This window comes from Cerasicoccus maritimus, assembly GCA_031296935.1.
GTDB lineage: Bacteria > Verrucomicrobiota > Verrucomicrobiia > Opitutales > Cerasicoccaceae > Cerasicoccus > Cerasicoccus maritimus.
In genome coordinates this window covers 141430-156256 of record JAVDPD010000003.1, presented here as the reverse complement: position 1 = coordinate 156256, position 14827 = coordinate 141430, and the positions used below count along the sequence as shown (strand labels likewise).

Below are 14827 nucleotides of genomic sequence, written 5' to 3'. Positions count from 1 at the left end.
CTGTTATTTTTCTCCCAACACAACCTCATCTCTACCACTATGAAACATCCCCACCCAACCTAATCCCAGCCTCCGACTAGAGATAACATGAAGTTGCCGGGTCCAGCACTTGCTCAACCCGGCAACCGATGATAGATCAAAAACAATACCTGGCCGTTAAGCTCGGCATCGATGTTCACGCTGACAGCTACGTGGTGGTTCGTCAAGTTGATGGCAGCACGCCTCAGACTTCGCAAAAGTTTCGCACTCGTGAGTCTTTTCTTCGCTTCGTGAGCAAGCAGCAGTCTGAGGCCGAGCAGGTGTATGCCTGTTACGAGGCCGGTCCGTTTGGCTATGGGCTGCACCGTCAGCTCTTGTCGATGGGCGTGACCAACTATGTGGTGGCTCCGCAGGATTGGGACGAGCAGGGGCGCGGAGTCAAAAGCGATTCGCTGTCCACTTAAATGGCTTTGGTTGCTCGTTGTATTTGGTGATAAATGTTTCGATAGCTTCTCTGAGAGGGCGTCTAAAAACTCAATTGACCTTTGTTGGAGAGCGTCTTCGTGGTCAAAATTCCATTTCTTCACCTCGACGAAACTGGTTTCGCCTCGCTTCAGAAGCCGAAATTTCGCCTCTCGAATACATCTCCCCGACTCGATCAGACTTTTTAGACGCCCTCTGAGCGATTTGAGGCTGTTGAATGAAGCCCTTCGTATCTGTTTGTCGGTAATGATTGCGAAGAAGCGTTCGACCTGGTTGAGCCATGAGCTGTAAGTGGGCGTGAAGTGAACGTGCCAATGCGGTCGTTTTGCCATACGCCCACTTCCTCGGCGATGGTCTTGTTGTTAAGCCCCTCATGCATCCGCATCAGTGCACGAGCACGACGCGATTCGCCCTGAGGTAGATTACGGCGACGAAGAAGGCTTTGAAGATACCCAAGATCATCGGTGTTTAGCTCAATCTTTGCTACATTGCGTCCACGTGTTTCCATCCAAAAGAGCATGAATGGGCTCTTCGAAAAAGTACAAATTATTTTGAGATAAACTTCGCTGACACCACACTAATAAGGCTTTTTGGTGAGCGGACTAATGATATTTCCCAAACGAATCCAATGGCCTTTGTTTATGCCAAGTAGACAGGGTAGGGACGGTTGCCCTCAACCGTCCGCGTTTCGTCCAACTGGCATCAGTGTTTTAGTCTTTCTTTTTTCAACAAAAAACATGTCCACTGAGTCGGACAGTTGGGGGTAACCGTCCCTACCTTGGAGTCGTGGGTTATACCAACTCCCACTTAGATTGAGAGTTGGTATAAAACGATAAAACAACGTTCTATTTGAGGCACGGATAGACTGTTCATCGGAGCAACTAAACGCTACCTCAAGCTGCCAGCTCAACCTTCGCTCCAAAAGAATGCAATGATGTTTCGGTCCGGGTCGGCAATGTAAAACTCCGTGCCGTAGGGCATGACCCGTAAGGGCTGCACAATCTCCGCCCCAGTCCGGCAGACTTCCTCATAGACCGCCTCGATATCGATAACGCCAAAAGTGACGTCCACATGCCCCTCAGCAATTTTTCGATTCTGGTGCTCAGTGTAGGGCTCACAGGCTTTCAGGTGAATGGAGTGCCCATTGCAATTGATGCCCGCATAGAAATCCATGTAGCGGAAGTTGAGCTGAAACCTCAAAGTCTCAGTGTAAAATTTGATGGAGCGGTCCAAGTCCGCCACGAGGAATTGCGGACTCATGCAATCTAGTTTTTTGACAATCCCTGGATTCATAACACGCATTGGTTAAACTCGATAAATAATTAGGCGGAAACACAGTTCATAGGAATCTGGGTTCTATTATCAAGTCAAAGGTTGCCCGGACAATAATCGATTTTGCCCGAAAATCTCTGAGAGGGCGTCTAAAAAGTCTGATCGAGTCGGCGAGATGTATTCGAGAGGCAAAATTTCGGCTTCTGAATCGAGGCGAAACCAGTTTCGTCGAGATGAAGAAATGATATTTTGACCTCGAAGACGCTCTCCGGCGAAGACCACTTGAGTTTTTAGACGCCCTCTAAAGCGCTACATTGGGAACTGCGAGCCCCAGTCGCCGGGGAGTCGACCTTCGCCGTCGTTGCCACCGCCAAGCTGGCCTGGGGGGCGGTTGGGGTCGTAGCCGGTGTCAGCGGGGCGTCCGCCGCTAGCGTCTCGTTTGTTGGGCTGCGTATCCCAGCGGTCCTCGTAGTCGACCTGGGCCATGTTGCGCGCCACTTGGCCATCCAGGTAGAGAGTGCGCGTGGGGAAGGCCACGGACAGGCCACGATCACGAATGGCGCGCATGATCTTGCAGTTCACGCGTTGGCGCACGTCCATGTATTCGAGCCACTTCGTCGAAAGGGTGAAATAATATACGAGGATATCCAGTGAACTGCTGCCAAAGTCGGTGAAGTTCACGAGAATAAATTCCTGATTCACGCCCTCGTCTTTGTGAAGGATTTGTCGAATGTCGTAAACGATGGCCTCCATATCCTCGGCGGTCGCCTCGTAGGTGATGCCGATAACTTGCTTAACGCGGCGCTTGGGCATACGCGTCCAGTTGTTTATGTACTCATTAGCGAGGACACCATTGGGAATGGAAATCACCGTTTTCGGCCAGGTGCGCACCTTGGTCGATCGCAGGCCAATTTCCTCGACATCGCCATCAACCTTGTCGCCGACCATGATCCAGTCACCGACTTTAAACGGCCGATCGAGCATGATCATGAACGTGCCGAATAGGTTCTTAATGGTGTCCTGCGATGCAAAGGCAATCGCGGCGCCACCGAGGCCCAAGGTCGCCAGAATGCCGCCGACGTTGTAGCCAAGGTTGTCGATCACGAGCAACACGCCCACAATGACAATGAAGATCTTCAACGACTTGTTAATTGTCGGGATGAAGCCATGCAGCGCCGAACCACGCCCCGCCAAGCGCTCGCTGAACATATTGGTGAAAACATCCGTCGCACGGACCATGCCCCAAACCCCCATAATCATGGTAAGTCCACGGAAAAGATTGCCGACCAGGCTCTCGACCATCGTACTGAGCGGCAGCGCTAGAATCGCTAAATAAACGCCCAGCATGAGCAAAAAGATGGAAAACGGCTTTTCCAGCACATTGAGCAGCTCGTCGTCATGCTCAAATTTAGTCTTCTTCGCGATGGCCTGCAATCGACGGAAAAACACTCGCGTGACGATGTTGCGCAGCAGCATGGCGGTGAGCAAAATCGTGAAGCTAAACACGAGGTCCATCATTCGGAAGCTACCGACCTTCAGCCGCATCAGCCCGGCGATTTCATTACGAAACCCAGTCGCCTCGGCTGCATCGTTGGCCAACTCACGCACGGAATTGCGTAAAGATTCGCCCAACTCGCCTACCTCGCCATCGATCAGCGTAGAAGCCTCATCGACGGCATTGGGGTCGGCTCCGGGCTTAGCCGCCTTGTCCGGAGAAGCGGCGGCATCCTCCGTCGCGGCAGGTTCGGGAATAAGTGTTGTCTCCTGGGCGGGAGCAACGACTGAGAACCAAGCAATCGCGGTGGCAACCAGTAACACGAAGCTAAAAATTTTTCGCATGGGCTTTGTTAGCAGACCACAGCAAATATTGACAAGCCGCTAAGTGAGACTTTTGCGCGGCGACTTATCCGGAATGGCGGCCAGAATAAGTTTGGCATCCATGCGCAAAGGCGGAAAACTGGCGGCATGTCGGTTGTCGTTGCTGTCGAAAAAGGAAATCGCGTTGTGATCGCGGCAGACTCGCTTTTCACCGCGGGTAGTATGAAGGTGCCCCCCGAGCATAAGAAAAACAACCACAAGCTCTTTAAATGGGGGCCGTGCTGGCTCGGGCTTATTGGCTGGGGCGCGCTGGCAAACATCACTGAGGCGCTCATTCGCGACTACCCGGAGGCGATGGACGACTATTCGCGCCAAGGCCTATTCGACACCCTGCGCGGGCTCCACCCAATCCTACGTGACGACTTCTTTCTCGAAACCCATGAGGATAAGAGCCAGCCGGTCGAGTCTTCGCAGCTTGATGGTCTCATGATTTCGCCACGCGGCATACTCGGCTTCAGCAGCTATCGCAACGTCAATGAATACACTCGGTTCTGGGCCATCGGTGCCGGGCGCGAGTATGCCCTCGGCGCCATGCACGCCTGCTATGATCGTTTGCGAGATCCGAACACCATTGCCAAGCACGGTATTGAAGCCGCTTGCGCGTTTGACGACTCCTGTGGCCCGCCGGTTCAGATCCACAGCATGCGCCTGAAAAAATAACCGCTACTTCGCTTCGCTTTGCGTCGCAAAGTAAAAGTCCAGCCCGATGGGATAATGATCACTGCCGACGTCAGGGCCCGTCCATTCATTAACTGGCGCTAACTGATCAGTCAGGAAAAAGTGATCGATCGGCACCCAAAGGAACGGATTATGCGTGGGCCAGGTGCGGCGCGGAAGAAAGCTGGTGACAACCGGATTCAATTCACTTTGCGCTACAAAGTCTGTGTAAAACGGCGACCAAGGCGTCGTATTCATATCGCCCATGACGAGCATTGGCGCGCGGTCGGCATTATCCGTCACATACTTCGCAATGGCGCCCAAGGCGTTCTTGCGGTATTTCCACGAGCGTTCATTCGTTGGCGAAAGCGGGTGCATGAGCAGGATGATCAGCGGCCCATCGGGAGTCATCACTTCATAGGGCAGTGACCCGACACCCGCATAACTATGCGACGCGCCTTCAGCCGTAGGCGGATACTTGGAGAGCACCACAGAGCCATAACGCCCACCCCACATCTGCCGCCGCTCATAGGGGTAGACATCCTTGAGCTCCTCCAGCGTCGGCATCCAGGCGTCGGTGATTTCGATCAGCGCCACGAAGTCGGGTTCCTGCTCGCGAATCCACGCCGTAACTCGGTCGATCTGCGTGTTCCTCGTGTAAACATTGGCGCTGATTGCCCGATAGACGCGTCCTGACGTCTCCGAGCTTTGCAATGCAAAGTTAAAAATCAGTATGCCGTTCCAAAGCAGCAAAAGCAAACTCAACCCCAGCAGAATACGGAAGCTGCGCCATGCCGTCACCACGCACAAGACCAGTGCACCGAGGTAGTACTGCATCTTGAAATTCGCCAGCAGATCGAGTCGCCAATCCTCGCGGCCCCAATAGCCAGCCGCGCTCAAAATGACCACCGCGAGCCACAGCACAAATAGGCCGCAACGTTCCACATTGCGCCAGCTCAGCAAACGACGACGCGCACGGTTTTGCTGCTCAGCCACGGGCCGTCCCCCTACCCCAGCTAGTGGGAAATAGGCTTGCGGCCAGCGCTAGCCAGCCAAAGCTGGAGTGCATGCTGCGTGCTCGTTTCATCATCGTTATTGGTTTATTCATGGCTCTGGCCGGCTGTCAAACCATGCCGTCAGCAGATTTGCCTTCCGGCGGTTTGGTTTATCATTTTGTTGCAGTTTGGTTGAAGAATCCAGAGGACACGGCAGCGCGGGAGCGCATTGGCAAGCAATCGACCGCATGGCGGGACTTTCCGGGAGTCGTCCACGTGGCCTACGGCGATGGCTTGCCCGGTGGACGGAAGATCGTGCAGGATTACGATTTCGGCGTGCTGATGGTCTTTGAAAATGAGGCTGCGCTGCGCGCCTACGAGGCGGATCCGACTCACCAGCAGGCCATTCGCGAAGTGCTGTCGCCCGTGGCAGCGAAGGTGCAAGTGTTTGATTTCACCACCCCGGAAATGGAAGCAGGCGGGCTCAGCCGCGCGGAACTCCGTAAGCGGCAATACCGGCACTATCGAGTGTTTGCGACCCAATAAACGGGCCGCAAACGCTGCATTCGTGCGGGCGAAGCAAAGTTTTACTTGCTTTTACAAAGTAACTTTGCCATACAAAGAAACATGTCCTTCGGCCTGCATCATGCCTTGCGCGAAGTGCGCGAACTCAAGCGCCACATCCTGGCGAAGCAGCGCTTTAAGGGCTACTCCGGTCGTGCACGCGCCCTCGGCGGCTGTGCTGCCCTTTTGGCTGCGCTCGCGATGCGCGGCGGCTATTGGCCGCATGATTTGGTCGGCCTACTAACGGCGTGGGGCGTGGTGCTTGGCGTCAGCCTCCTGCTCAATTACGGCGCGCTGGTCTATTGGTTCCTTTACGACGAAGAGGTCGACCGCGACTGGCAAAGCCTCAAACCGGCGCTCGAAGTGCTGCCCGCTTTTGTGGTGGGCACCTTTGCCTCCGCAGGTTGTATACGATCGGGGAATGCGGAGCTGCTGCCAGGTCTATGGATGTCACTTTACGGCCTAGCGAATCTGGCCTCCCGCCACGTCGTGCCACGGCGCATTATCTGGGTCGGAGCATGGTATATAAGCGCTGGGGGCGTTAGCCTGCTGTATCCGGCTTGGGCCTGGACCCAACCGCTCGTGATGGGCGGCGTATTTTTCATTGGCGAATGGCTCGGCGGCCTCGTCCTGCATTATGACGAGGCCGAGGGCCGCACCATCTGGAGCTTTTTCGGGCTCCCCAACCTCTCACAAAGCTATGAGTAATAAAATGGACAACCCATACGACAACCTGGAACGCATCTTCCACGAGCCCAAGCGCTTGGCCATGATTGCCGCCATTGCGGAATCCGAGGCCGGCCTGAGCTTCAGCGAAATCAAGGAAACCTGCGACCTCACCGACGGCAATCTAAACCGGCACCTCAAGCTGCTGGAGGAAGAGAAGATCGTCATTGCCAAAAAGTCCCTTGCGGGCAACCGCGCCCGGACAATTGTCCGCCTTTCGGCCGCAGGCCGCCGCAAGTTCGTCAAGTATCTCGAATCACTGGAAATCGCCTTGCAGCAGGCCGCCCAATCCATGGGCGCCAAGTCCAAGTCGAAAGCCAGCGTGCTCAAAGGCGTGACCGCCTAGCAGACTCCTGTCATCAAAGCCACAAAGCCTGCCAACGATGGCGGGCTTTTTTATGCGCTTCATCGTCATTTACCGGGGAAGGCATGCCTAATCTTTAGGAATAAGTATACTGTATCCCTGTATCCGAAAGTCGTCCTCTTGACGGCCTTAGGTCACGTTCATGGAATTCGCAAGCATAGTAGAGTTTTTCCAGTTGTTCGTCGCTAAGTTGAAGTGCGGTTTCTTGTATGCTGAGGGCATATTCGGCGGCGCGGAGTCCATGCTCCTTGTCAACTCCGTTCGATTCTCGGCAGCAGTCATGAAGGTAGGAGAACATGCGGACTACCAGCAAATCTGCCTCGCAGTGTTTTGCCAAGTAACAGGCATTTTCATCTACCCGCTCCCAGTGGGTAATCCATGGGGCCAGATAATGGCATGTGAAATCTGTCCATTGCCAGCTTCCTCACTTTGGCAATGATTTTGTCGGTGTTCATCCGCGTTTAATCCGCGTAAATCCGCGGCTAGAAACCTTTGGCTTACTCGCCGTCGATCTTGGCTTCGAGGTAGTCGAAAAGATCGGCTTCGCTCACGCGGACTTGCTCCGTGGTGTCGCGGTCGCGGAGGGTCACGGTGCCGTCCTTTTCGATGGTGTCGAAGTCGACGGTGATGCCGAATGGCGTGCCGATTTCGTCCTGGCGACGGTAACGTTTGCCGATCGCGCCAGATTCGTCCCAGAACACGGGCCAGCGGCGCTGGAGCTTCTTGTAAAGCTTGCGGGCGGCTTCGACGAGCTCGGGCTTGTTCTTGAGCAGTGGGAAGACGGCGGCCTTGTAAGGTGCCACGCGCGGGTGGAACTTCATCACGACCCGCTTCTCGGGCTTGCCCTTGTCGTTCGGCACTTCGTCTTCGGTGTAGGCGGCGGTCAATACGGCCAGCAACGTGCGGTCGACGCCAAGGGACGGCTCGATGACGTGCGGGATGTATTTGAACGGCTCCTGGCCAGCTTGCTTGCGGCCTTCGTCGAAGTATTCCATGGACTTCTTGGAGAACTCCTGGTGCTGCGTCAGGTCGAAGCAACCGCGGCAGGCGATGCCCCACAGCTCTTGCTCGCCGTGCGGGAACTCGAAGCTCAGGTCCGTCGTGCCCTTGGAGTAGTGGGAAAGCTTTTCCTGCGGGTGGACGTCTTCGCCGATCTGGTCGCGCGGGATGCCGATGGAGACGAGCCAGTCCGTGCAGGCGTCGATCCAGTCGCGGTGCAGCTGCTGCCAGTCGGCGTCGGGCGCGATGAAGTATTCGATCTCCATCTGCTCGAACTCACGGGAGCGGAAGATGAAGTTGCGCGGCGTTATCTCGTTGCGGAACGCCTTACCGATCTGGGCAATGCCAAACGGCACCTTCACGCGCGCGGTGTCGACGATGTTGTTGAAATTGTTGAAGATGCCTTGCGCGGTTTCGGGGCGCAGGTAGGAGACGGCGGAGCTGTCCGACAGCGGGCCAACCTTGGTCTCGAACATCAGGTTGAAGTCGCGCGGCTCGGTGAGCGTGCCAGCGGCGGAGGCGTCCGGGCCGAGCGTGGCCAGGCGTTGCTCTTCGGTGACTTCGGTAAACTCGGTGCGTTCGGCGAGGGCGTCCACGTCGATCTCGGCTTGCTTGTCGCCCTTGGCGTCGCGGACCTTCTTGGCGCGCTTGAGGATTTCGCCCGCGTCGGTGTCTTCCATGAACGCCACGTAGCCGGCGAGCTCGCCGTTGAGTTTGACGGGGGCAATGAAGAGCTGGTCAGCGCGGTAGCGGAGCTTGGACTCCTTACAGTCGACCATCGGGTCGGAGAAGCCGCCGATGTGGCCGCTGGCTTCCCAGGTGCGCGGGTGCATGATGATGGTCGAGTCCAGACCGACGATGTCGTCGCGGCGGTGCACGAAGTCCTGCCACCAGGCTTGCTTGATGTTATTGCGCAGCTCAACGCCAAGGGGACCGTAGTCAAAGAAGCCTTGGTAGCCGCCGTAAATGTCGGACGACTGGAAAATAAAGCCGCGACGCTTGCACAAGCTGACAAGCGTTTCCATGCTGGGAGTCTGGTGGTTTTCCTTGGACATAAGAGAGAGGTTTGAAAGGGTTTTCCGGCCTTTGGGCAAAGAAAATCCGGCTTTCGGCGCATTTTTCAGGGATTTTGCTGCGCTGGATGACCTCGGGTTATTCGGAAAGGCGGGCTTGGGCCTGCGTGAGGTAGTTTTTAAACAGGAAGATCTGGAAGGTCGCGGCCAGCGTCCCCGCTGGCCAGTTTCGTCTTCGTTTGGTGCCATGCTGGATGGCTAGCGGGGACGCTAGCCCGCTACCAGTCGCTTCAATTTAGAGACGCCTTCTCGTCAGTGATCCCCTCCTTGCCACCGCTTTCAAACTTCCCGTTCTTCCTTTAAAAAAAATCCCGCGTTGAGCCTCTTAAAACGCTATTTTTGCAAAAAATCGTTGCACGACGAAAAAAAGACCGGTTGGCATTGAGTTGCGAAGTGATACTTTGCTCTTGCCTAACCATTCTTAGAACGCGTTTTATACTGATTTATGAAATCTACTTCCAAGCTTGTCCTTGCTTCCGCCACCCTGGGTGTTGCAGCGCTTTTCACCGGCTGCGGTGACTCTATGCCGAGCGATGCTCACGCGCTTTACAAGCGCCACAACCAGGGCTTCAATTTCTTGGGTATCGTTGATTCCTCGCCCGAGAGCTACCAAGAGGTTTCCAAAATCTCTGCTGTGGCTTACTCCGACGAGCTTGTGGATCGCAAGAATATCTCTGGCGACAACCTTTCTCTGTTCTGGGGCACGTTCGTTTACGCGGACTACTAAGCCCGACTGGGCACAAGCACCCGTATGGGCGAGTCTGTGAGCAACAATTCGCCCGTCAGCAATGTGGCGCGCTTTCTGCCTGAGGCGGCAGCGCGCCAACCTGATTTCCCCGCCCTCCGGCTTCCGAGCCGACGTGGCGGGGCGCTTGTGTACGACACCCTGACCTTTGCCGAGCTGGAAACCGCCGCCTGCGCCGCCGCGCGAATCTTCACGCAGAAGGATATCCGCCGCGGCAGCCGCGTGCTCCTGATGGTCAAGCCCGGGCGCGACCTGATTCTGTCGGTCTTTGCGCTGTTTAAGATGGGTGCTGCGCCCGTGGTGATCGACCCAGGTATGGGCCGCAAGCACTTCCTGTCCTGCGTCCGCCGCACCCGGCCCGATGCGATGGTCGGTATCCCCTTGGCGCAGTTCCTCAGCCGGGTGTTTCGCAAGGACTTTAAGTCGGTCAAAGTGCGGGTAACCGTTGGCAATAAAGGCTTTGCCAAACAAATTGCCGCGCTGGGTAAGGCGACTTTCGAGCCCGCGCAGACGACCGCCGACGAGCTCGCGGCAATCCTCTTTACCAGTGGTTCCACGGGCCCACCCAAGGGCGTGCGCTACGAGCATGGCATGTTTGAAGCACAGGTGCGGATGATTCGCGCGCACTACGGCATCGAGCCCGGTGGCGTGGATTTGCCGATGCTGCCCGTCTTTGCGCTGTTCAATCCCGCGCTCGGCTTGACCACCATCGTGCCCGAGATGAATCCCAGCAAGCCAGCCACCGTCGACCCGGCGAAAATTGTCCAGGCGATCCACCAAAACGAGGTCACGAACAGCTTTGGCTCGCCGGTTTTATGGAACCGCATTGCCACGCATTGTGAGGCAGAGGGCGTTTTGCTGCCGTCTCTGAAATGTATTTTGATGGCCGGTGCCGCAGTACCGCCGTCCTTGATTCGCCGGATGAAGCAATTGGCACCCAATTGTGAGATCCATACGCCCTACGGTGCCACCGAGGTGCTGCCGGTGGCGTCCAATTCCGGCGCTCAAATTTTAAACGAAACCCTCGAGCTGACCGAGCAGGGGCGCGGCGTCTGCGTGGGCGAGCTGTTGCCCGAGGTGCAGGCACAGATCATCGCAATCCACGATGGGCCGATTGCAACCTTGGCCGATGCCCAGCCTTTGCCTGCGGGTGAAATCGGCGAAATCCTCGTCACCGGCCCAAGCGTGACCAAGGCCTATGATGGACTCGCTGCCGCTACTGCGGCCGCGAAGATTGCGGATGACGGAGGTCAGAAGTCGGAGATCGGATTTCGGAAGTCTGATGACAGTAATCAGCGGATCAAACCTTCTCAGTCTTCTGGCGATTCCGACCTCCGATCACCGATCTCCGACCTCCGTCCCCCGATCTCCGCCATCTGGCATCGGATGGGCGACCTGGGTTACTTCGACGAGCAGGGGCGCCTGTGGTTTTGCGGGCGCATGGCTGAGCGCGTTGAGACGCCGCAGGGTCTGATGTTTACGGAGTGCGTCGAGGCGATTTTCAACCAACATCCCAGTGTGTTCCGCAGCGCGTTGATTGGCCGGGGTGAGCGTCCCAACCAGACGCCGTGCGTGATCATCGAGCCTCAGCCAGGTGAGTGGCCGGCGGACCCGGCCGCGGAAAAAGCGTTTGTGGACGAGCTTTTGCGACTCGCGGCCAGCAGCGAGCTGACGCGCGGCATTACGGAAATCCGCTTCAAGCAGCAGTTCCCCGTCGACGTGCGCCACAACGCGAAGATCCACCGCCTCGACTTGGCGCGGGAATTCGCGGGCTAGCAGCCTGTCGGCGTTGATCGCACTGCTCGTCTGAAGTGGATTGTTGTTGTGATGGGCTTGAGGCTGGGCCGGATGGCTTTGAAGGCGGCATGAATGCCCGCAAATACGTTTCGCAAACCAAGGTTTCTAAAGCCACCGCCACACGCGACCTTCAGCAGCTGGTCGATTTAGGCGTGTTCCCTGACGCCACCGCGCCAGAGGTCGCAAATATCCTGCTCAAGTCGCAATGAGCCGATTAAATGCCTTATTCGGCTCATGGATTTGGGTTTACGTGAGCCGATTAGTGTGTATATTCGGCTCATGAATTACAACTGGCAGCAAGACGATTGGCCAAACTTCCGTTATGACTTGGCGGAAGTTGAGGCTGATCTGTTGGCGTTTGCTGACAAGGCGGGCCAGGTGACGGGCACGCTGAAGGGCTTGCCGGAAGGGGTGCAGACTGAGGCCATCCTCGATTTGATGATCTCTGAGGCGGTCAAGACTTCGGAGATCGAGGGGCAGTATGTGAGCCGTCAGGATGTTATGTCGTCGATCCGTAATCAGCTCGGACTGAACGCGACGGCGGAGCGCGTTGCCGATAAGGCTTCGGACGGCGCGGCAAAGCTCATGGTTGCGGTCCGCAATACGTGGGACGAGTCGCTGGCGGTGGAGGCGCTGTTTAATTGGCACGTCATGCTGTTGAGTGGTTCCTGCAATGTGATGCTCGGCCAGTGGCGGACCCATGCGGAGCCGATGCAGGTCGTTTCTGGTGCCGTGGGCAAAGAGCGGGTCCACTATGAAGCGCCACCTTCGGCGCGCGTTCCGGCGGAAATGGCTGCCTTCGTGTCCTGGTTTAACGACAGCCGCCAAAAGCTGCTGCATGCTCCGGTGCGCGCGGCGCTGGCTCACCTTTACTTTGAGAGCGTCCACCCGTTTGAAGATGGTAACGGACGCTTGGGCCGCGCCATCTCTGAAAAGGCGCTTTCGCAGGGCTTGGGGCGTCCGGCCTTACTGAGCCTCTCGCGCACGATCGAAGCGAATAAATCGGCCTACTACGAGGCCTTGATGAAGGCGCAGCGCACCAACGAGGTGACGCCGTGGCTGGCTTACTTTGTGGGTGTTGTCCTGGACGCGCAGAGCCAAGCCGAACAGCAGGTTGATTTCGTCCTCCGCAAAACCAAGTTCTTCGACCGCGTTCGCGATCAGCTTAACGAGCGCCAGTTGCGAGTCGTTCAGCGTATGCTTGAGGCTGGGCCGGATGGCTTTGAAGGCGGCATGAATGCCCGCAAATACGTTTCGCTAACCAAGGTTTCTAAAGCCACCGCCACACGCGACCTTCAGCAGCTGGTCGATTTAGGCGTGTTCGAGCCAATCGGTGGCGGGCGGAGCACGCGTTATGCCCTCTGCGTTTTGAGTTGAATGTATCGTCTGGGCACAAAAAAAAGACGCCATTGGGCGTCTTCTTTTGAAAATGGTAGACGGTGCAGGGCTCGAACCTGCGACATCCTCGGTGTAAACGAGACGCTCTAGCCAACTGAGCTAACCGTCCATAGGAAAAGGCATGAACATGCGCGGTTTACGGCACCGTTCAAGGAAAAAGATGCGAGAAACCGAAAAAAGTGCCAATTTTATGCTTCCGTTGGGAGAGGGCTTGCGTCATTTTCGGCAGCTTTTCCTCCCATGCGACATACGATCTCAGCACTAGTCGAAAATAAATTCGGAGTTCTTGCGCGGGTTGCTGGCATGTTCAGCGGCCGCGGGTTTAACATTGATACCCTCAATGTCGGCCCGACGCACGATCCGAAGTATTCTCGTATCACGATCACCCTGCGCGCCGAGGAACATGCGTTGGACATGGCGATCAAGCAGCTCGACCGCTTGATCAACGTCATCGACATTACGCACTTCGGCCACCGCAATGCATTCGTCGCTCGCGAGCTGGTCATGCTCAAGGTCACGGCCACTGGCGACACGCGCTCGAAGATTATCGAGGTGTGCGACATTTTCCGCGCCAAGGTCATCGACGTCACGCCGGAAGCCATCATCATCGAGTGCACGGGTAACGAAAACAAGATCCGTGCATTCCTGGAGCTCATCACGCCGTTTGGCATCTTGGAGCTGGCTCGCACGGGCAACGTCGCCCTGTTGCGCGGCCGCAACGACGCCCACGAGGACGAAGAGGAAGCCTAACCCAATTCATTTACCATTTGTCATTTGTCAGTAGGCAGTTCGCGCCTGGGCATCTGACCGCAGAACAACGACAACCAAGCAAAACCCACAATGCCCGCAAAAGTATACACGGAAGCGGACGCCGATTCGAGCGTCCTCCAAGGCAAGACCCTCGCTGTTATCGGCTATGGTTCGCAGGGCCACGCCCATGCGCTGAACCTGAAGGATAGCGGCCTGAATGTCATCATCGGCCTCTACGAAGGCAGCAAGTCGAAGGCCGTCGCTGAAAAGCAAGGCTTCGAAGTCTACAACACTGCAGAAGCAGTCAAGAAGGCGGACGTCATCATGATCGCTCTGCCGGACATGAAGCAGGCTGAAGTTTACGAAGCGGACATCGCTCCGAACCTCACCCCCGGCAAGACCCTTCTCTTCACGCACGGCCTGGCGATTCACTACGGTCTGATCAAGGCTCCTGAAGGCATCGACGTCATCATGGTCGCTCCTAAGGGCCCGGGCCACGTCGTCCGCACCCAATACAACGAAGGCAAGGGCGTTCCTTCGCTGATCGCGGTTAATGAAGGCTCCTCGGACGCAGCCAAGGATGTTGCCCTCGCTTGGGCGCACGGCATCGGCGGCACCCGCGCCGGCGTGATCCAGACCTCTTTCAAGGAAGAAGTCGAAACCGACCTCTTCGGCGAGCAAGCCGTTCTTTGCGGTGGCGCCAGCGCCCTCGTCATGGCTGGTTTCGAAACCCTGACCGAAGCCGGTTACGCTCCGGAAATGGCTTACTTCGAGTGCTTGCACGAACTGAAGCTGATCGTTGACCTCATGGTTGAGTCCGGCATCAGCGGCATGCGCTTCTCGATCTCCGAAACCGCTGAATACGGCGACTACGTTTCCGGCCCGCGCGTGATCAACGCCGAGTCCAAGGCTGCCATGAAGCAGGTCCTCAAGGAGATCCAGGACGGCACGTTCACCAAGAACTGGGTCCAGGAATACAAGGACGGCTGCCCGAACTACAAGCGCATGGCCGAGGAAGGCAAGAACCACCCGATCGAAAAGGTCGGCAAGGAGCTGCGCGCCCTCATGCCCTGGGTTCCGAAGAAGGAAATCGGCGGCACCCAAGCCGAATACACCAGCAAGTAACTCAACATCGTTATCGCGATCG

General features: G+C 56.6%; 16 protein-coding genes, 1 tRNA gene and 1 pseudogene. 12 read left to right on the top strand and 6 right to left on the bottom strand.

Annotated features, from left to right (window positions below; genetic code table 11):
• The first annotated feature begins 128 nt into the window (after positions 1 to 128).
• Positions 129 to 443, top strand: coding sequence for a hypothetical protein (locus tag RBB62_RS02455; protein ID WP_309396919.1), 315 nt, complete (start codon positions 129 to 131; stop codon positions 441 to 443).
• Between the two features lie 216 nt (positions 444 to 659).
• On the opposite strand, the pseudogene RBB62_RS02450 reads toward RBB62_RS02455, so the two are convergent.
• The 3 genes and pseudogenes from RBB62_RS02450 to RBB62_RS02440 all read right to left on the bottom strand — a co-directional run.
• A pseudogene (locus tag RBB62_RS02450) lies at positions 660 to 791 on the bottom strand (transposase); the annotation flags it as partial.
• 577 nt (positions 792 to 1368) lie between these two features.
• Positions 1369 to 1722 (bottom strand): VOC family protein, encoded by a 354-nt coding sequence (locus tag RBB62_RS02445; protein WP_309396663.1) that lies wholly within the window; start codon positions 1720 to 1722, stop codon positions 1369 to 1371.
• Positions 1723 to 2043: 321 nt separating this feature from the next.
• On the bottom strand, positions 2044 to 3573 hold the full coding sequence (locus RBB62_RS02440; RefSeq protein WP_309396661.1) for a mechanosensitive ion channel family protein: 1530 nt from the start codon (positions 3571 to 3573) through the stop codon (positions 2044 to 2046).
• Between the two features lie 126 nt (positions 3574 to 3699).
• On the opposite strand from RBB62_RS02440, the gene RBB62_RS02435 reads away from it, so the two are divergent.
• Complete coding sequence (locus RBB62_RS02435; protein ID WP_309396659.1) at positions 3700 to 4272, top strand: Ntn hydrolase family protein; 573 nt, start codon at positions 3700 to 3702, stop codon at positions 4270 to 4272.
• Between the two features lie 3 nt (positions 4273 to 4275).
• Here RBB62_RS02435 and RBB62_RS02430 read toward each other — a convergent pair whose 3' ends face one another.
• Complete coding sequence (locus RBB62_RS02430; protein ID WP_309396657.1) at positions 4276 to 5265, bottom strand: endonuclease/exonuclease/phosphatase family protein; 990 nt, start codon at positions 5263 to 5265, stop codon at positions 4276 to 4278.
• A 71-nt stretch (positions 5266 to 5336) separates the two neighbouring features.
• On the opposite strand from RBB62_RS02430, the gene RBB62_RS02425 reads away from it, so the two are divergent.
• The 3 genes from RBB62_RS02425 to RBB62_RS02415 all read left to right on the top strand — a co-directional run bounded on the left by RBB62_RS02425 (position 5337) and on the right by RBB62_RS02415 (position 6900).
• The gene (locus RBB62_RS02425) at positions 5337 to 5810 is read left to right on the top strand and encodes a Dabb family protein (protein ID WP_309396655.1); all 474 of its coding nucleotides are present in this window, start codon (positions 5337 to 5339) and stop codon (positions 5808 to 5810) included.
• Between the two features lie 81 nt (positions 5811 to 5891).
• The gene (locus RBB62_RS02420; RefSeq protein ID WP_309396652.1) at positions 5892 to 6536 is read left to right on the top strand and encodes a hypothetical protein; all 645 of its coding nucleotides are present in this window, start codon (positions 5892 to 5894) and stop codon (positions 6534 to 6536) included.
• A complete protein-coding gene (locus RBB62_RS02415; RefSeq protein ID WP_309396650.1) occupies positions 6529 to 6900 on the top strand; it encodes a transcriptional regulator in 372 nt (123 codons plus the stop codon). The genes RBB62_RS02420 and RBB62_RS02415 overlap by 8 nt, the downstream gene beginning before the upstream one ends.
• Positions 6901 to 7415: 515 nt before the next feature.
• On the opposite strand, the gene RBB62_RS02410 is transcribed toward RBB62_RS02415, so the two are convergent.
• Positions 7416 to 8972 (bottom strand): glycine--tRNA ligase, encoded by a 1557-nt coding sequence (locus RBB62_RS02410; protein WP_309396648.1) that lies wholly within the window; start codon positions 8970 to 8972, stop codon positions 7416 to 7418.
• A gap of 31 nt (positions 8973 to 9003) precedes the next feature.
• Between RBB62_RS02410 and RBB62_RS02405 the strand changes: the two genes are divergently transcribed.
• The 5 genes from RBB62_RS02405 to RBB62_RS02385 all read left to right on the top strand — a co-directional run bounded on the left by RBB62_RS02405 (position 9004) and on the right by RBB62_RS02385 (position 12909).
• Positions 9004 to 9192 carry a hypothetical protein gene (locus RBB62_RS02405; RefSeq protein WP_309396646.1) on the top strand — a complete coding sequence of 63 codons (189 nt, stop codon included), beginning with the start codon at positions 9004 to 9006 and terminating at the stop codon, positions 9190 to 9192.
• 243 nt (positions 9193 to 9435) lie between these two features.
• Positions 9436 to 9717 (top strand): hypothetical protein, encoded by a 282-nt coding sequence (locus RBB62_RS02400; RefSeq protein ID WP_309396644.1) that lies wholly within the window; start codon positions 9436 to 9438, stop codon positions 9715 to 9717.
• A gap of 36 nt (positions 9718 to 9753) precedes the next feature.
• Complete coding sequence (locus tag RBB62_RS02395) at positions 9754 to 11511, top strand: AMP-binding protein (RefSeq protein ID WP_309396642.1); 1758 nt, start codon at positions 9754 to 9756, stop codon at positions 11509 to 11511.
• Positions 11512 to 11546: 35 nt separating this feature from the next.
• The gene (locus RBB62_RS02390) at positions 11547 to 11741 is read left to right on the top strand and encodes a hypothetical protein (RefSeq protein ID WP_309396640.1); all 195 of its coding nucleotides are present in this window, start codon (positions 11547 to 11549) and stop codon (positions 11739 to 11741) included.
• Positions 11742 to 11811: 70 nt separating this feature from the next.
• Positions 11812 to 12909, top strand: a complete 1098-nt coding sequence (locus RBB62_RS02385; protein WP_309396638.1) for a Fic family protein — start codon at positions 11812 to 11814, stop codon at positions 12907 to 12909.
• Positions 12910 to 12962: 53 nt separating this feature from the next.
• On the opposite strand, the gene RBB62_RS02380 is transcribed toward RBB62_RS02385, so the two are convergent.
• A tRNA-Val gene (locus RBB62_RS02380) sits at positions 12963 to 13039 on the bottom strand.
• Positions 13040 to 13170: 131 nt separating this feature from the next.
• Between RBB62_RS02380 and ilvN the strand changes: the two genes are divergently transcribed.
• Both ilvN and ilvC read left to right on the top strand, forming a co-directional pair.
• On the top strand, positions 13171 to 13680 hold the full coding sequence (gene ilvN, locus RBB62_RS02375; RefSeq protein ID WP_309396636.1) for an acetolactate synthase small subunit: 510 nt from the start codon (positions 13171 to 13173) through the stop codon (positions 13678 to 13680).
• A gap of 90 nt (positions 13681 to 13770) precedes the next feature.
• Entirely contained in the window at positions 13771 to 14805 is a 1035-nt protein-coding gene (gene ilvC / locus RBB62_RS02370; RefSeq protein ID WP_309396634.1) for a ketol-acid reductoisomerase, read from the top strand.
• Positions 14806 to 14827: the final 22 nt, after the last annotated feature.